The organism is Citrobacter sp. JGM124 (genome assembly GCF_018257795.1).
Taxonomy (GTDB): Bacteria; Pseudomonadota; Gammaproteobacteria; order Enterobacterales; family Enterobacteriaceae; genus JGM124.
On the sequence record NZ_JAERJD010000010.1, the window covers coordinates 86,292 to 103,106 of the forward strand.

Annotated in this window: 14 protein-coding genes and 2 tRNA genes; all 16 read left to right on the forward strand. The window is 48.9% G+C overall.

Annotated elements, in window-relative coordinates:
• The first annotated feature begins 218 nt into the window (after positions 1-218).
• Positions 219-1,067: a dihydropteroate synthase gene (gene folP, locus JK154_RS14720; RefSeq protein WP_211993315.1), complete on the forward strand. Its 849-nt coding sequence runs from the start codon at positions 219-221 to the stop codon at positions 1,065-1,067.
• Complete coding sequence (gene glmM / locus JK154_RS14725; protein ID WP_211993316.1) at positions 1,060-2,397, forward strand: phosphoglucosamine mutase; 1,338 nt, start codon at positions 1,060-1,062, stop codon at positions 2,395-2,397. The genes folP and glmM overlap by 8 nt, the downstream gene beginning before the upstream one ends.
• Before the next feature lie 227 nt (positions 2,398-2,624).
• On the forward strand, positions 2,625-2,957 hold the full coding sequence (gene secG, locus JK154_RS14730) for a preprotein translocase subunit SecG (protein ID WP_211993317.1): 333 nt from the start codon (positions 2,625-2,627) through the stop codon (positions 2,955-2,957).
• Between the two features lie 44 nt (positions 2,958-3,001).
• Positions 3,002-3,088: transfer RNA gene (locus tag JK154_RS14735), tRNA-Leu, on the forward strand.
• A gap of 61 nt (positions 3,089-3,149) precedes the next feature.
• A tRNA-Met gene (locus JK154_RS14740) sits at positions 3,150-3,226 on the forward strand.
• 212 nt (positions 3,227-3,438) lie between these two features.
• Entirely contained in the window at positions 3,439-3,891 is a 453-nt protein-coding gene (gene rimP / locus JK154_RS14745) for a ribosome maturation factor RimP (RefSeq protein WP_211993318.1), read from the forward strand.
• Positions 3,892-3,918: 27 nt separating this feature from the next.
• Positions 3,919-5,406 carry a transcription termination factor NusA gene (gene nusA / locus JK154_RS14750; RefSeq protein ID WP_211993319.1) on the forward strand — a complete coding sequence of 496 codons (1,488 nt, stop codon included), beginning with the start codon at positions 3,919-3,921 and terminating at the stop codon, positions 5,404-5,406.
• Positions 5,407-5,430: 24 nt separating this feature from the next.
• On the forward strand, positions 5,431-8,118 hold the full coding sequence (gene infB / locus JK154_RS14755; protein WP_211993320.1) for a translation initiation factor IF-2: 2,688 nt from the start codon (positions 5,431-5,433) through the stop codon (positions 8,116-8,118).
• A 62-nt stretch (positions 8,119-8,180) separates the two neighbouring features.
• Positions 8,181-8,582, forward strand: a complete 402-nt coding sequence (rbfA, locus tag JK154_RS14760; RefSeq protein ID WP_211993321.1) for a 30S ribosome-binding factor RbfA — start codon at positions 8,181-8,183, stop codon at positions 8,580-8,582.
• The gene (gene truB / locus JK154_RS14765) at positions 8,582-9,526 is read left to right on the forward strand and encodes a tRNA pseudouridine(55) synthase TruB (protein ID WP_211993322.1); all 945 of its coding nucleotides are present in this window, start codon (positions 8,582-8,584) and stop codon (positions 9,524-9,526) included. The genes rbfA and truB overlap by 1 nt, the downstream gene beginning before the upstream one ends.
• A gap of 147 nt (positions 9,527-9,673) precedes the next feature.
• A complete protein-coding gene (rpsO, locus tag JK154_RS14770) occupies positions 9,674-9,943 on the forward strand; it encodes a 30S ribosomal protein S15 (protein WP_211993323.1) in 270 nt (89 codons plus the stop codon).
• 241 nt (positions 9,944-10,184) lie between these two features.
• Positions 10,185-12,314, forward strand: coding sequence for a polyribonucleotide nucleotidyltransferase (gene pnp / locus JK154_RS14775; RefSeq protein WP_211993324.1), 2,130 nt, complete (start codon positions 10,185-10,187; stop codon positions 12,312-12,314).
• Positions 12,315-12,429: 115 nt separating this feature from the next.
• Positions 12,430-13,314, forward strand: a complete 885-nt coding sequence (gene nlpI, locus JK154_RS14780) for a lipoprotein NlpI (RefSeq protein WP_211993325.1) — start codon at positions 12,430-12,432, stop codon at positions 13,312-13,314.
• Between the two features lie 107 nt (positions 13,315-13,421).
• Entirely contained in the window at positions 13,422-13,499 is a 78-nt protein-coding gene (gene yrbN, locus JK154_RS14785; RefSeq protein ID WP_211993390.1) for a protein YrbN, read from the forward strand.
• A complete protein-coding gene (locus JK154_RS14790; RefSeq protein WP_211993326.1) occupies positions 13,492-15,405 on the forward strand; it encodes a DEAD/DEAH family ATP-dependent RNA helicase in 1,914 nt (637 codons plus the stop codon). Before yrbN ends, JK154_RS14790 begins: the two co-directional genes overlap by 8 nt.
• A 155-nt stretch (positions 15,406-15,560) precedes the next feature.
• Complete coding sequence (gene mtr / locus JK154_RS14795) at positions 15,561-16,802, forward strand: tryptophan permease (RefSeq protein ID WP_211993327.1); 1,242 nt, start codon at positions 15,561-15,563, stop codon at positions 16,800-16,802.
• The last annotated feature ends 13 nt before the right edge of the window (positions 16,803-16,815 follow it).

Below are 16,815 nucleotides of genomic sequence, written 5' to 3' on the forward strand. Positions count from 1 at the left end.
GCCCTTCTGAAACGACAAAAACCCGGGACAGGTCCCCGGGTTTTTTTATACCAGTAATAAGGCTTTTTATCTGTCAGGTCTCCGGATTTCCCTGCCCACAGAGTCATGAAACCCCGTCAAATGACGCTAAGCACAACGACGTCATACCAAAAGCGGTGTAATATCAGCGTTATTCTCTAGCTTCCTGCTACCGCTACAAACATAGGGATACAAAACACATGTTATTACGTTCGCAGGGTGTCACGCTTGATATGCAGCATCCCCATGTGATGGGAATACTGAATGTGACACCTGACTCTTTCTCTGATGGTGGCCAACATAATGCTCTGATTGATGCCGTCAAACACGCCAATATGATGATTAATGCAGGGGCCACTATTATTGATGTGGGGGGCGAGTCAACACGTCCAGGTGCCGCTGAGGTCAGTGTTGATGAAGAGCTTTCGCGTGTCATCCCAGTCGTTGAGGCATTAGCCCAGCGTTTTGAAGTCTGGATCTCAGTTGATACTTCGCAAGGGGAGGTGATGAAAGCCTCCGCCAGGGCTGGTGCCCACCTGATCAATGATATTCGTTCATTACAACTTCCGGGTGCATTACAAGCTGCAGCAGAAACGGGTTTACCCGTTTGCCTTATGCATATGCAGGGTGAGCCACGTACCATGCAGCAAAAAATTCATTACGATGATGTCTTTAATGACGTGAATCGTTTTTTTATTGAGCATATCGCCCGTTGTGAAGCCGCAGGAATCACAAAAGATAAATTGTTGCTCGACCCAGGCTTTGGTTTCGGTAAAAATCTCACCCACAACTACCAGTTACTGGCTCGCCTATCTGAATTGCACTGTTATGGTTTACCCCTGTTGGTAGGCATGTCGCGTAAGTCGATGGTCGGTCAGTTATTGAATGTCGGCCCTGAACATCGGCTGAGTGGTAGCCTGGCTTGTGCAGTGATCGCTGCCATGCAGGGCGCTCAAATTTTGCGTGTTCACGATGTTAAAGAGACGGTAGAAGCAATCCGTGTGGTTGAAGCCACCCTGTCAGCGAAGGAAAACAGACGCTATGAGTAACCGTAAATATTTTGGCACCGATGGCATTCGTGGCCGTGTTGGTGAAGCCCCAATCACGCCTGATTTTATGTTGAAACTGGGTTGGGCCGCCGGGAAAGTTCTCGCTCGCCATGGTTCACGCAAGATCATTATTGGTAAAGATACACGTATTTCCGGTTATATGCTGGAGTCTGCCCTGGAAGCGGGGCTCGCTGCTGCCGGTTTATCAGCGTCATTTACTGGCCCTATGCCGACCCCGGCTATTGCTTACCTGACACGCACCTTCCGTGCAGAAGCGGGCATTGTTATCTCTGCATCGCATAACCCTTTCTATGACAATGGCATTAAGTTTTTCTCCATTGACGGGACGAAACTCCCTGATGAAGTGGAAGAAGCGATTGAAGCTGAAATGGAAAAAGAGCTGACCTGTGTGGACTCTGCCGAGCTGGGTAAAGCCAGTCGTATTGTTGATGCTGCCGGGCGCTACATTGAATTTTGTAAAGGGACTTTTCCAAACGAACTGAGCTTGAGTGGGCTTAAAATCGTCGTGGATTGCGCGAATGGAGCCACCTATCATATTGCACCAAATGTACTGCGTGAACTGGGTGCGACAGTTATTGCCGTAGGCTGTGAGCCGAATGGCCTGAACATCAACGAAAAATGTGGTGCCACCGATGTGGCGATGCTGCAAGCGCGCGTGCTGGCAGAAAAAGCCAATTTAGGTATTGCGCTGGATGGTGATGGCGACCGTATCATCATGGTCGATGAGCATGGTCACAAAGTGGATGGCGACCAAATTCTCTATATTATTGCCCGTGAAGCTTTACGTCAGGGGCAACTACGTGGTGGTGCCGTCGGTACTCTGATGAGCAATATGGGTCTGGAAGTCGCTCTGAAAGAACTGGGTATCCCTTTTGTTCGCGCGAAAGTAGGTGACCGCTATGTCCTGGAAAAAATGCAAGAGAAAGGCTGGCGTATCGGTGCAGAGAACTCCGGTCATGTGATTCTGCTGGACAGCACTACCACCGGTGATGGCATCGTAGCCGGTTTGCAGGTACTTACTGCAATCATTCGTAACAATATGAGCCTCAGTGATTTGTGCAGCGGTATGAAGCTATTCCCACAGATTCTGGTGAATGTCCGTTTTGCTGCTGGTTCCAGCGATCCACTGGAAAATGAGACAGTAAAACGCATTACTGAGGAAGTGGAGCAACACTTAGGGCGTCGTGGGCGTGTTCTGTTACGTAAGTCGGGAACTGAGCCATTGATTCGCGTCATGGTTGAGGGGGAAGACGAAGCGCAGGTAACTGAATTTGCCCATCGCATTGCGCAAGCAGTCAAAGATGCCTGAACAGCCATGATTTATGGATAACTGGCAGACGAGCCGTGCTGGTTATCCTGAATTCAAAGGTAATTTGGTGTTTTTTTCCGCAGTCAGTACAATGTTAATAAATTGCCCTTGCGCACATCTGCGACTTTGGTTAGTATTCTCACCCGCTTCACCGGGTAATTAAAAATTATCCGCTTTACTGATTTGAAGCATTGGCGCGCGGTAAACCCGCAAGGAACAGGTTGATTATGTACGAAGCTCTTTTAGTTATTTTCCTTATTGTAGCGTTAGGCCTTGTTGGTCTGATTATGTTGCAGCAGGGTAAAGGCGCTGATATGGGAGCCTCCTTTGGAGCAGGCGCATCCGCTACTTTATTCGGTTCAAACGGTTCTGGTAATTTCATGACCCGTATGACTGGTATCTTAGCAACACTGTTCTTTATTATCAGTCTGATTCTGGGTAACCTGAGCGCAAACAAATCAGGAACAGGAAGCGAGTGGGATAACTTAAGTCAGCCAGCACACACTGAGCAGACAACTCCTGCGGCACCTACCATGCCGAGCAGTGATATCCCGCAGTAAAATAAATACAGTAATGGTGGTTTAATTTACTGTGTTTTCAGAGTGCCGTGGTGGTGGAATTGGTAGACACGCTACCTTGAGGTGGTAGTGCCCGATTGGGCTTACGGGTTCAAGTCCCGTCCTCGGTACCAACAAGTCCTGGTAATTCTTGCATTTATAGCAATACTGGCGTAGTATTTGCCACGTTTCGGACGCGGGGTGGAGCAGCTTGGTAGCTCGTCGGGCTCATAACCCGAAGGTCGTCGGTTCAAATCCGGCCCCCGCAACCACTTTCCCTGAGAATTATTTTTCAAATATGCTGTGAGCATCAATATGATGTTTTCGCGAACAATTTAGAAAAAAGTTCTCCTGGACTGTGTCCGAGCCGCTTTGGCGGCGTACAGGGTTCAGTTATCTAAAGCCCCGATTTATCGGGGTTTTTTGTTATCTGATTTCAGAATAACTGGGCTTTATGCCCTTTTTTTATGTCTTGGGGGTGGGCTTGTCCACATTAGAGCAAAAATTAACAGAGATGATTTCAGCACCTGTTGCGGCGCTGGGTTACGAATTAGTCGGTATTGAGTTTATTCGTGGTCGCCAGTCAACGCTGCGTATCTATATCGATAGTGAAGATGGCATCAATGTTGATGATTGTGCTGATGTTAGTCACCAAGTCAGTGCGGTTTTCGATGTTGAAGACCCGATTACTGTCGCCTACAACCTTGAAGTGTCCTCACCAGGTCTTGACCGACCGTTATTTAGCGCTGAACACTATGAACGCTTTACTGGCGAAGAAGTGAGTGTTGTGTTGCGTATGGCCGTACAGAACCGTCGTAAATGGTCAGGTATCATTAAATCTGTAGACGGTGAAATGATTACGATGACGGTCGAAGGCAAAGACGAAGTGTTCGCCCTGAGCAATATCCAGAAAGCGAACCTGGTACCCCACTTTTAATAGTTTGGATTGAGGTGAAAACCCAGGATGAACAAAGAAATTTTGGCTGTTGTCGAAGCCGTTTCCAACGAAAAATCGTTACCACGCGAGAAGATTTTTGAAGCGCTGGAAAGTGCGCTGGCAACAGCGACAAAGAAGAAGTATGAACAAGAAATCGACGTTCGTGTCAGCATTGATCGCAAAAGCGGTGATTTTGACACTTTCCGTCGCTGGTTAGTTGTCGAAGAAGTGACCATGCCTACACGTGAAATCACGCTGGAAGCTGCCCGCTTTGAAGATCCTGCATTTAATCCAGGTGACTTTGTTGAAGACCAGATTGAGTCTGTCACCTTTGACCGTATCACTACCCAGACCGCGAAGCAGGTTATTGTCCAGAAGGTGCGTGAAGCTGAACGCGCGATGGTTGTTGATCAGTTCCGCGAGCATGAAGGCGAAATCATCACTGGCGTAGTGAAGAAAGTAAATCGTGAGAATATCTCTCTCGACTTGGGTAACAATGCTGAGGCCGTTATCCTGCGTGAAGATATGCTGCCACGTGAAAACTTCCGTCCGGGTGACCGTATCCGTGGCGTGTTGTACGCGGTACGTCCTGAAGCCCGTGGGGCTCAGTTGTTCGTCAGCCGTTCTAAACCAGAAATGCTGATTGAACTGTTCCGTATTGAAGTGCCAGAAATTGGCGAAGAAGTTATTGAAATAAAAGCCGCTGCACGGGATCCGGGTTCACGGGCTAAAATTGCCGTGAAGACCAACGATAAACGTATCGACCCGGTTGGTGCCTGTGTTGGTATGCGTGGCGCACGTGTTCAGGCCGTTTCTACGGAACTTGCAGGCGAGCGTATTGATATCGTGTTGTGGGATGATAATCCTGCACAATTTGTTATCAATGCAATGGCTCCGGCTGATGTCGCTTCTATCGTGGTTGATGAAGATAAGCACACGATGGATATTGCAGTAGAAGCCGGTAACCTGGCACAGGCGATCGGCCGTAATGGCCAAAACGTTCGTCTGGCGTCACAGCTGAGTGGCTGGGAACTCAACGTAATGACCGTTGACGACCTGCAGGCTAAACATCAGGCTGAAGCTCATGCGGCAATTGATATCTTCACTAAATATCTCGATATTGATGAAGATTTCGCGACCGTATTAGTTGAAGAAGGTTTTTCTTCACTCGAAGAGCTGGCCTATGTACCAGTGCAAGAGCTGCTTGAAGTCGACGGCCTTGATGAAGATACTGTAGAAGCATTACGCGAACGCGCTAAAAACGCACTCACCACAATTGCATTGGCACAGGAAGAGACTCTTGGTGATAAGAAGCCAGAAGAGGACTTGCTGGGTCTTGATGGAATGGAACGTCCTCTGGCCTTTAAACTGGCTGCTCGTGGTGTTAGCTCGCTGGAAGACCTTGCAGAGCAAGGTGTTGATGACCTGTCTGATATTGAAGGCTTAAGCAGTGAGAGAGCCGGCGAATTGATCATGGCAGCACGCAACATTTGCTGGTTTGGTGGCGAAGCGTAATAAACTGTAGCAGGAAGGAACAGCATGACAGATGTAACCGTAAAAGCGCTGGCTGCAGAGATTCAGACCTCCGTCGATCGCCTGGTACAGCAATTTGCTGATGCAGGGATCCCGAAGTCTGTTGATGATTCTGTTTCCGCGCAAGAGAAACAAACACTCCTGGCTCATCTGAACAGCGAACATGGTTCAGTACCAGACAAGTTAACGTTACAGCGCAAAACGCGCAGTACCTTAAATATTCCAGGTACCGGTGGGAAAAGTAAATCGGTACAAATCGAAGTCCGCAAGAAGCGCACCTTTGTAAAACGTGATCCGCAAGAGGCCGAACGTCTTGCCGCGGAAGAACAGGCGCAGCGTGAAGCGGAAGAGCAAGCCCATCGTGAGGCAGAGGAAGCTGCCAAACTTGTGGCACTAGAAAAAGCTAAGCGTGAAGCTGAAGAACAAGCCAGGCGCGAAGCCGCTGAAAAAGCGAAACGTGTAGCTGCGGAAAAAGATAAAGTGACTCATCAACAATCAGACGATATGACGAAAACCGCCCAAGCCGATAAAGCCCGCCGTGAAGCAGAAGCTGCTGAACTGAAACGTAAAGCCGAAGAAGAGGCGCGTCGCAAACTTGAAGAAGATGCGCGCCGCGTAGCAGAGGAAGCACGTAAAATGGCAGAAGCTAATGCTGGAGTATGGGCTGATCAAGAGAAAGTAGAAGACGATAAGTCTGACTATCATGTGACTACTTCTCAACATGCTCGCCAGGCTGAAGACGAAAATGACCGTGAAGTTGAAGGCGGGCGTGGTCGTACTCGTACCGCAGCTAAAGCACCGCGTCAGAAAAAAGCCGGTGGCAAACATGGTGAGTCTAAAGCTGACCGTGAAGAAGCGCGTGCAGCGGTTCGCGGCGGTAAAGGTAAGCGTAAGCCAAGCTCTCTGCAACAGAGCTTCACCAAACCTGCTCAGGCAGTAAACCGTGATGTTGTCATTGGTGAAACTGTGACAGTTGCTGAACTGGCAAACAAAATGGCCGTTAAAGGTTCTCAGGTCATCAAAGCGATGATGAAGCTGGGCGCGATGGCAACCATAAACCAGGTTATCGATCAGGAAACTGCACAGTTAGTTGCTGAAGAGATGGGTCACAAGGTTATTCTTCGTCGTGAAAACGAACTGGAAGAAGCCCTGATGAGTGACCGTGATACCGGTGCAGCAGCGGAGTCTCGTGCTCCAGTTGTTACCATCATGGGACACGTAGACCATGGTAAAACCTCACTGCTTGACTATATTCGTTCAACGAAAGTAGCCTCAGGCGAGGCGGGTGGTATTACTCAGCACATTGGTGCTTACCATGTAGAAACTGATAACGGCATGATTACCTTCCTGGATACCCCAGGACACGCCGCTTTTACCTCCATGCGTGCTCGTGGTGCTCAGGCAACGGATATCGTTGTTCTGGTGGTTGCAGCAGATGATGGCGTTATGCCACAGACTATCGAAGCTATTCAGCATGCGAAAGCGGCTCAGGTGCCGGTTGTTGTGGCGGTGAACAAAATCGATAAACCAGAAGCTGACCCGGATCGTGTTAAAAACGAACTGTCCCAGTACGGCATCATGCCGGAGGAGTGGGGCGGTGAAAGCCAGTTCGTCAATGTTTCTGCAAAAGCGGGTACCGGCATCGACGACCTGCTTGACGCTATTCTGTTGCAGTCTGAAGTTCTGGAACTGAAAGCAATCCGCAAAGGTATGGCAAGTGGCGTTGTTATCGAATCTTATCTCGATAAAGGTCGTGGCCCTGTTGCGACTGTTCTGGTGCGTGAAGGTACCTTGAACAAAGGCGACATTGTCCTGTGTGGTTTCGAGTACGGCCGTGTACGTGCTATGCGTGATGAACTGGGACGTGAAGTAACTGAAGCGGGTCCATCTATTCCCGTCGAGATTCTTGGACTTTCTGGTGTGCCTGCCGCAGGTGATGAAGTTACTGTCGTTCGTGACGAGAAGAAAGCTCGTGAAGTTGCCTTGTATCGTCAGGGTAAATTCCGTGAAGTTAAACTCGCACGTCAGCAGAAGTCTAAACTGGAAAATATGTTCGCCAACATGACTGAAGGCGAAGTATCTGAAGTGAACATCGTGCTGAAAGCAGATGTTCAGGGCTCTGTTGAAGCGATCAGCGATTCACTGCTGAAACTTTCAACCGATGAAGTTAAAGTTAAAATCATTGGTTCTGGTGTCGGTGGTATTACTGAGACTGATGCCACCCTGGCTGCGGCTTCTAATGCTATTCTGGTTGGCTTTAACGTCCGTGCTGATGCTTCTGCTCGTCGTGTTATTGAGTCAGAAAGCCTGGATCTGCGTTACTACTCTGTTATCTATCACTTGATTGATGAAGTGAAAGCAGCAATGAGCGGTATGCTGTCTCCGGAACTGAAACAACAGATCCTCGGCCTGGCAGAAGTTCGTGATGTATTTAAATCACCTAAATTTGGTGCCATCGCAGGTTGTATGGTGACCGAAGGGGTCGTGAAACGTCACAACCCAATCCGTGTTTTGCGTGACAACGTGGTTATCTATGAAGGTGAGCTGGAATCCCTGCGTCGCTTCAAAGATGATGCCAACGAAGTCCGTAATGGTATGGAATGTGGTATCGGTGTTAAAAACTACAATGATGTCCGTGTAGGCGACGTTATTGAAGTCTTCGAAATCATCGAGATCAAGCGTACCATTTCCTGATAGGCGCATCATAATCATTGTTGGGGGGCCGAGTGCCCCCCGTTTTGTCTGGAGAAATTATTATGGCGAAAGAATTTGGTCGCCCACAGCGTGTTTCTCAGGAACTGCAGAAAGAAATTGCCATCATCCTGCAACGTGAGATTAAAGATCCGCGTCTGGGCATGATGACCACAGTTTCTGGTGTTGAGGTCTCTCGCGATTTGGCATACGCCAAGGTATTCGTGACATTCCTGAACGATAAAGATGAAGAAGCAGTGAAAGAGGGCATCAAAGTTTTACAGGATGCTTCAGGCTATATTCGTTCTCTGCTAGGTAAGGCGATGCGCCTGCGTATTGTTCCTGAACTGACTTTCTTCTACGATAATTCATTAGTAGAAGGGATGAGAATGTCTAACCTGGTTTCTAATGTCATCCGTCATGATGATGAGCGTCGTGTAAACACGGACGACACCAAGGAGGATTGATGAGTCGTCCTCGTCGTCGTGGTCGTGATATACATGGTGTGTTGTTACTGGATAAACCGCAGGGTCTCTCTTCTAATGATGCCCTGCAAAAAGTAAAACGCATTTATAACGCTAACCGTGCAGGACACACGGGTGCGCTGGATCCTCTTGCGACCGGTATGTTACCCATCTGTCTTGGTGAAGCGACTAAGTTTTCCCAGTATCTGCTGGACTCTGATAAGCGTTATCGTGTGATTGCCCGTCTCGGTCAGCGAACTGATACGTCTGATGCGGATGGGCAGATCGTTGAAGAACGTCCGGTGACTTTTAGTTCTGAACAGCTTGCAACGGCACTGGATAGCTTTCGGGGGGAAACCCAGCAAATTCCTTCGATGTATTCTGCCCTGAAATATCAGGGAAAGCCGTTATATGAGTACGCGCGCCAGGGCATTGCTGTGCCGCGAGAGTCCCGGTCTATCATTGTTTATGAACTGTTGTTTTTGCGTCATGAAGGCAATGAGCTGGAGCTGGAGATCCATTGCTCTAAAGGAACGTACATTCGCACCATCATTGATGATCTTGGCGAAAAGCTAGGTTGTGGTGCACATGTGACGTTTTTAAGACGCCTGGCGGTCAGTAAGTATCCTGTTGAACGCATGGTGACACTTGAACAGCTAAATGATTTGCTGGTTCAGGCTGAAACGGAAGGTATTGCCCCTGCTGACTTGCTTGATCCTTTACTGATGCCGATGGATAGCCCGGCAGAGGACTTTCCGCGTGTGAATTTGTTACCCGATGTGGCCGTCTATTTTAAAAATGGCCAGCCGGTACGAGTTTCAGGTGCTCCGCAGGCAGGGTTAGTCCGTGTGACAGAAGGTGAAGAACAGAAATTTATCGGTATGGCCGAAATCATCGATGACGGGCGTGTTGCACCGCGTCGTCTGGTTGTCGAGTACCCTGTCTGAGTCGCACTCGCTTGCGATCATTGGTCGCGACAGGTAAAATAGTGCGGCTTGCTGCTCTGTCAGTATTTTTTCTTTCCGGGCAGTCACTGTGGTTGCTGAATTAGAGATCGGCATCCCCTTTTTTTATCTATTATTCTGGAGTTCAAAATGTCTCTAAGCGTTGAAGCTAAAGCTAAAATTGTTGCTGAGTTTGGTCGTGGTACTAACGACAGCGGTTCTACCGAAGTTCAGGTTGCCCTGTTAACTGCACAGATTAACCATCTGCAAGGTCACTTCTCAGAGCATAAAAAAGATCACCACAGCCGTCGTGGTCTGCTGCGTATGGTTTCTCAGCGTCGTAAACTGCTCGACTACCTGAAGCGTAAAGATGTCGCTCGCTACACCGATCTGATCGCTCGTTTAGGTCTGCGTCGCTAGTTCTAGCCAGTTTCATAAAAGGGGCCTTTCAGGGCCCCTTTTTTCAATCGAACGAAGCAATTCGGTTGAAACTATTGTATTGTTCATAAATGTGATCTTTATTGCAGAGGTTCGCGCGGCTAATGAGAGGCCTTATCCACAAGGGTGGTGAGGATTGTCATTAGTCGCGAGGATGTAATGAAGATCGGGTATTAACGGTAGTACGTCAATACGTACACCCGTCATGTTTGAGGATATTATTTTGCTAAATCCGATCGTTCGTAAATTCCAGTATGGTCAGCATACCGTCACGCTTGAGACTGGTATGATGGCTCGCCAGGCGACTGCTGCCGTTATGGTTAGCATGGATGACACTGCGGTACTCGTTACCGTTGTTGGCCAGAAAAAAGTAAAAACAGGTCAGGACTTTTTCCCGCTGACTGTTAACTATCAAGAGCGTACTTATGCAGCAGGGCGCATCCCGGGTAGCTTCTTCCGTCGTGAAGGCCGTCCAAGTGAAGGCGAAACTCTGATTGCACGTCTGATTGACCGTCCAGTACGTCCACTGTTCCCGGAAGGTTTCGTCAACGAAGTTCAGGTTATTGCTACCGTGGTTTCTGTAAACCCACAAGTTAACCCTGATATCGTTGCCATGATTGGTGCTTCTGCTGCCCTGAGCCTGTCTGGTCTGCCATTCAATGGCCCGATCGGTGCCGCTCGTGTAGGTTACATCAATGGTCAGTATCTGCTGAACCCGACGACTGATGAATTAAAAGAGTCTAAACTGGACTTGGTTGTTGCGGGCACCACCGGTGCAGTACTGATGGTAGAGTCTGAAGCTGAATTGCTGAGTGAAGATCAAATGTTGGGTGCTGTGGTGTTTGGCCATGAGCAACAGCAAGTGGTTATCGAAAACATCAATTCACTGGTTGCTGAAGCCGGTAAACCACGTTGGGACTGGAAACCAGAACCTGCTAACGACGTACTGAATGCACGCGTTGCTGCCCTGGCTGAAGCACGCCTGAGCGATGCTTACTTGATCACTGATAAGCAACAGCGCTATGAGCAAATCGGTGCGATTAAGTCTGATGTGACCACTGCCCTGCTGGCAGAAGACGAGACTTTAGACGACGGCGAGATCAGCGACATTCTGCATGCTATCGAGAAAAATGTCGTACGTAGCCGCGTATTGCGTGGTGAGCCGCGTATCGATGGTCGTGAAAAAGATATGATTCGTGGTCTTGATGTACGTACAGGTGTTCTGCCACGTGCTCACGGTTCTTCTCTGTTTACCCGTGGTGAAACGCAGGCGCTGGTTGCTGCGACCCTGGGTACAGCACGTGACGCACAGACTCTGGACGAATTGATGGGTGAGCGTACTGACACCTTCTTGTTCCACTATAACTTCCCTCCGTACTCTGTAGGTGAAACCGGTATGGTCGGTTCACCAAAGCGTCGTGAGATTGGTCATGGTCGCCTGGCCAAGCGTGGTGTACTGGCAGTTATGCCTGATGCAGCTAGCTTCCCTTACACCGTCCGTGTGGTTTCTGAAATCACCGAATCTAACGGTTCTTCTTCCATGGCTTCCGTGTGTGGTGCATCGTTAGCACTGATGGACGCGGGGGTACCTATCAAAGCGGCCGTTGCCGGTATTGCGATGGGTCTGGTAAAAGAAGGCGATAACTTTGTTGTTCTGTCTGACATTCTGGGTGATGAAGATCATCTGGGCGATATGGACTTTAAAGTGGCGGGTAGCCGTGAAGGTATCTCTGCTCTGCAGATGGATATCAAAATCGAAGGTATCACTCGTGAAATCATGCATGCTGCGCTGAACCAGGCGAAAGGTGCACGTTTACATATCCTGAGTGTAATGGAGCAGGCTATCAATGCCCCACGTGGGGATATTTCTGAATTTGCACCACGTATCCATACGATTAAGATCAATCCTGATAAGATCAAAGATGTTATCGGTAAAGGTGGCGCAGTTATCCGTGCCCTGACCGAAGAAACGGGTACTACTATTGAGATCGAAGATGATGGTACTGTGAAAATTGCAGCAACCGATGGCGAGAAAGCAAAACATGCAATTCGCCGCATTGAAGAGATCACTGCTGAAATCGAAGTGGGTCGTATTTATAACGGTAAAGTGACTCGTATCGTCGATTTCGGGGCTTTCGTTGCGATTGGCGGCGGTAAAGAGGGACTGGTTCATATCTCTCAGATTGCTGACAAACGTGTAGAAAAAGTAACTGATTATCTGCAAATGGGTCAGGAAGTTCCGGTTAAAGTACTGGAAGTAGACCGTCAGGGCCGTGTACGTTTAAGTATTAAAGAGGCCACAGAGCAATCTCCAGCTGAAGCTGTTGCACCTGCAGCTCCAGCAGCTGAGTAAGACTGACTCGCTGACTTGCTATAGTAAGTAGATAACGGTTTGTTACGGGGCAGGATGCCCCATTTTGCGAGCGGGGAATAGGACGTTCACCATTTGTTGTCTTCAGGAGTGGTTAATGAAGCCTTTTTTGCGCTGGTGTTTTGTTGCTACAGCTATCACACTGGCAGGATGCAGCACTTCTGCATGGCGTAAAAACGAGGTTCTCGCGGTACCGTTACAACCCTCGCTACAGCAAGAAGTCATCCTGGCAAGAATGGAACAAATTCTTGCCAGCCGTGCTTTAACGGATGATGAACGCGCACAGCTTTTATATGAGCGTGGAGTGTTGTATGATAGTCTGGGTTTGCGGGCACTTGCGCGAAATGATTTCTCACAAGCGTTGGCAATCCGACCTGATATGCCTGAAGTATTCAATTACTTAGGCATATATTTAACGCAGGCAGGCAATTTTGATGCTGCCTATGAAGCGTTTGATTCTGTACTTGAGCTTGATCCAACTTACAACTATGCGCACTTAAATCGTGGTATTGCCCTCTATTACGGAGGTCGTTATCACTTAGCGCAAGATGATCTGCAGGCGTTTTATCAAGACGATCCCAACGATCCCTTCCGTAGTCTGTGGCTCTATATTGCTGAACGCAATGTAGACGAAAAGCAGGCCAAAGAGGCGTTACAACAACGCCTGGAAAAATCGGATAAAGAGCAATGGGGATGGAACATTGTCGAGTTCTATCTGGGCAACATTAGCGAAGCAGAGCTAATGAAAAGGCTCCAGATGAACGCAACGGATAACACTTCGCTCGCTGAGCATCTCAGTGAAACCAACTTCTATTTAGGTAAGTACTACCTAAGTCTGGGGGAAAAGGACAGCGCCACGGCACTGTTCAAGTTAGCGGTTGCTAATAACGTACATAACTACGTTGAGCATCGTTATGCATTGTTGGAATTAGCGCTCTTGGGCCAGGAGCAAGACGACCTGGCAGAATCGGACCAGCAATAGCTGACGGACAACGACAGCCCATACACTTTTACTAAAGTCGTCACCCTGGCGGGTGAGGGCGTTTCTGTTCGTTAATTAATCAAATTTGAGCCGGTTCACACTTTTCAATGAAAATTGCAGTTAAATTTCACGATGAGTTATGTAGACTGGCCGCCATTTATGAGGCACATGTACTACATGACTGAATTAAACACGACTTTTTCCGATCTTGGACTGAAATCTTCCATTATTGATGCACTGAACGATCTGGGTTACGAAAAACCTTCCCCTATTCAGGCGGAATGTATCCCTCATCTTCTGAATGGTCGCGATGTTTTGGGTATGGCCCAAACAGGGAGCGGTAAAACTGCCGCGTTTTCTCTCCCTTTACTGAATAACCTCGATGCTGCCCTGAAAGCACCACAAATTCTGGTGCTCGCGCCAACGCGTGAACTGGCAGTACAGGTCGCGGAAGCGATGACTGACTTCTCCAAACATATGCAAGGCGTTAATGTCGTTGCTCTGTATGGTGGTCAGCGCTATGACGTACAGCTGCGTGCTTTGCGCCAGGGTCCACAAATTGTTGTTGGTACCCCGGGGCGTCTGCTGGATCACCTGAAACGTGGAACGCTGAATCTGTCCAGTCTGAAAGGCTTGGTACTGGATGAAGCTGACGAAATGTTGCGTATGGGCTTCATCGAAGACGTTGAAACCATTATGGCGCAGATCCCTGCGGAACATCAGACCGCACTTTTTTCTGCAACGATGCCGGAAGCGATTCGTCGTATTACTCGTCGTTTCATGAAAGAGCCGCAGGAAGTACGCATCCAGTCAAGCGTGACTACGCGCCCGGACATTAGCCAGAGCTACTGGTCTGTTTATGGCATGCGTAAGAACGAAGCGCTGGTTCGATTCCTTGAAGCCGAAGATTTTGATGCCGCAATCATCTTTGTGCGCACCAAGAATGCCACTCTGGAAGTTGCTGAAGCGCTTGAGCGCAGCGGCTATAACAGTGCAGCACTGAATGGTGACATGAACCAGGCGCTGCGTGAGCAGACCCTGGAACGTTTGAAAGATGGTCGTCTGGATATTCTGATTGCCACCGATGTTGCTGCACGTGGTCTGGATGTTGAACGTATTAGCCTGGTGGTTAACTACGATATCCCTATGGACTCTGAGTCTTACGTTCACCGTATCGGTCGTACCGGGCGTGCGGGGCGCGCAGGACGTGCTTTACTGTTTGTTGAAAACCGTGAACGTCGTCTGCTCCGTAACATCGAACGCACCATGAAGCTGACTATTCCAGAAGCAGAACTGCCGAATGCAGAGCTGCTCAGTGAGCGTCGCCTGGCCAAGTTTGCCGCTAAAGTACAGCAACAACTGGAAAGTAGCGATTTGGATCAGTACCGTGCACTGCTGGCTAAATTACAACCAGGTGAAGAAGAACTGGATATTGAAACCTTAGCCGCTGCTTTACTGAAAATGGCACAGGGTGAACGTCCTCTGATCCTGCCACCTGATGCACCGATGCGTCCACGCCGTGAATTCCGTGAGCGTGACGAGCGTTTTGAACGTCGTGGTGATCGCTCTGAGCGTTCTGATCGCGCTCCGCGTTCTGAAGACCGTCCGCGTCGTGAGCGTCGTGATGCCGGTGACATGGAACTTTACCGCATTGAAGTGGGCCGTGATGATGGTGTTGAAGTTCGCCATATCGTTGGTGCTATTGCCAACGAGGGTGATATCAGCAGCCGTTATATCGGTAATATCAAACTGTTTGCTTCACACTCTACCATTGAGCTGCCAAAAGGCATGCCAGGTGAAGTCCTGCAACACTTTACCCGTACTCGTATTCTCAATAAACCGATGAATATGCAGCTGATGGGTGATGCTCAACCACGTCCAGAGCGTTCAGGTGAACGTCGCGGAGGTGGTGCTGGCCGCGGTGGTTATGCGGGTGGCGGTGAGCGTCGTGAAGGTGGCCGTGGCCCACGTCGCGAAGGTGCTGGCGCAGGCGCTGGTCGTAGTTTTAGTGGCGAACGCCGTGAAGGTGGTCGTGGCCCACGTCGTGAAGACGGTGCAGCAACCGCACGTCGTCGTTTTGGTGATGCATAACTAGACTATAAACTGCTTGTTTTAACTGAATAAGCAGTGAAAAAGCCCTGACTCTGACCAGCAGGGCTTTTTTTTATCCTCATTGTACCTGTGTACTGGTACAATGAATCACTGTGTATATATAGTTTATTTACTTACTGGGTAAGGATCCCGACATGACAGATTTATCCCTGCGCAAGACTCCATCCATTTTTGGAGGGGTGATGATCATTGGGGGCACTATTATTGGTGCCGGTATGTTTTCATTGCCGGTGGTGATGTCAGGGGCATGGTTTTTCTGGTCAATGGTCGCGCTTGTTTTTACCTGGTTCTGTATGCTGCATTCCGGGCTGATGATTCTGGAAGCTAATCTCAATTACCGTATTGGCTCCAGCTTTGATACGGTCACTAAAGATCTACTGGGGCGAAGCTGGAATATAATTAACGGGTTATCAATTGCTTTTGTCCTCTATATTCTGACCTATGCTTATATCTCCGCCAGCGGTTCGATCATTCATCACACGTTGCAGCAGATGAATATTGGCCTGTCAGCACGGATGGGGGGGCTACTGTTTGCCCTGTTTGTCGCGTTTATTGTCTGGCTGAGTACTAAGGCGGTTAGCCGTATGACCGCAATTGTGCTGGGTGCTAAAATTATCACCTTTTTTATGACATTCGGTGGTTTGTTATGGCATATCGAGCCCACGACTTTGCTGAACAGCAATGCAATTAATCCGAGTTATCTCCCCTATTTGTTAATGACGCTGCCTTTCTGTCTCGCCTCATTTGGCTACCATGGCAATGTCCCCAGCCTGATGAAGTACTACGGTAAGAATCCACACCTTATCAGTCGCTGTTTACTCTGGGGAACCGTGATGGCGCTGGTGTTGTACACCGTTTGGTTACTGGGCAGTATGGGGAATATTCCACGAATTGAGTTTATCAGTATTGCTGAACGTGGCGGCAATATTGACGTATTGGTACAGGCATTGAGCCGTGTGTTGAATAGCAGAGCACTGGATTTATTGCTCCTCATTTTCTCAAACTTTGCTGTTGCCAGTTCTTTTCTCGGCGTAACACTGGGGCTGTTTGATTATCTTGCCGATCTGTTTGGGTTTGATGATTCAAAATTGGGGCGACTGAAGACGGGGATAGTGACCTTCACTCCACCGGTAGTGGGTGGGTTTATCTGGCCAAATGGTTTTCTCTATGCCATTGGCTATGCTGGCCTGGCTGCCACTATCTGGGCAGCAATTGTTCCGGCGTTACTGGCCAGAGCCTCACGCAAGAAGTTTGGTAGCCCATTGTATCGAGTCTGGGGCGGCAACCGTATGATTGCCCTTATACTTATTTTTGGCGTGGGTAACGCAGTGATTCAAATATTGTCGAGTCTCGATTTGTTGCCTGTTTACCGCTGAAAGGTTCCCCTCC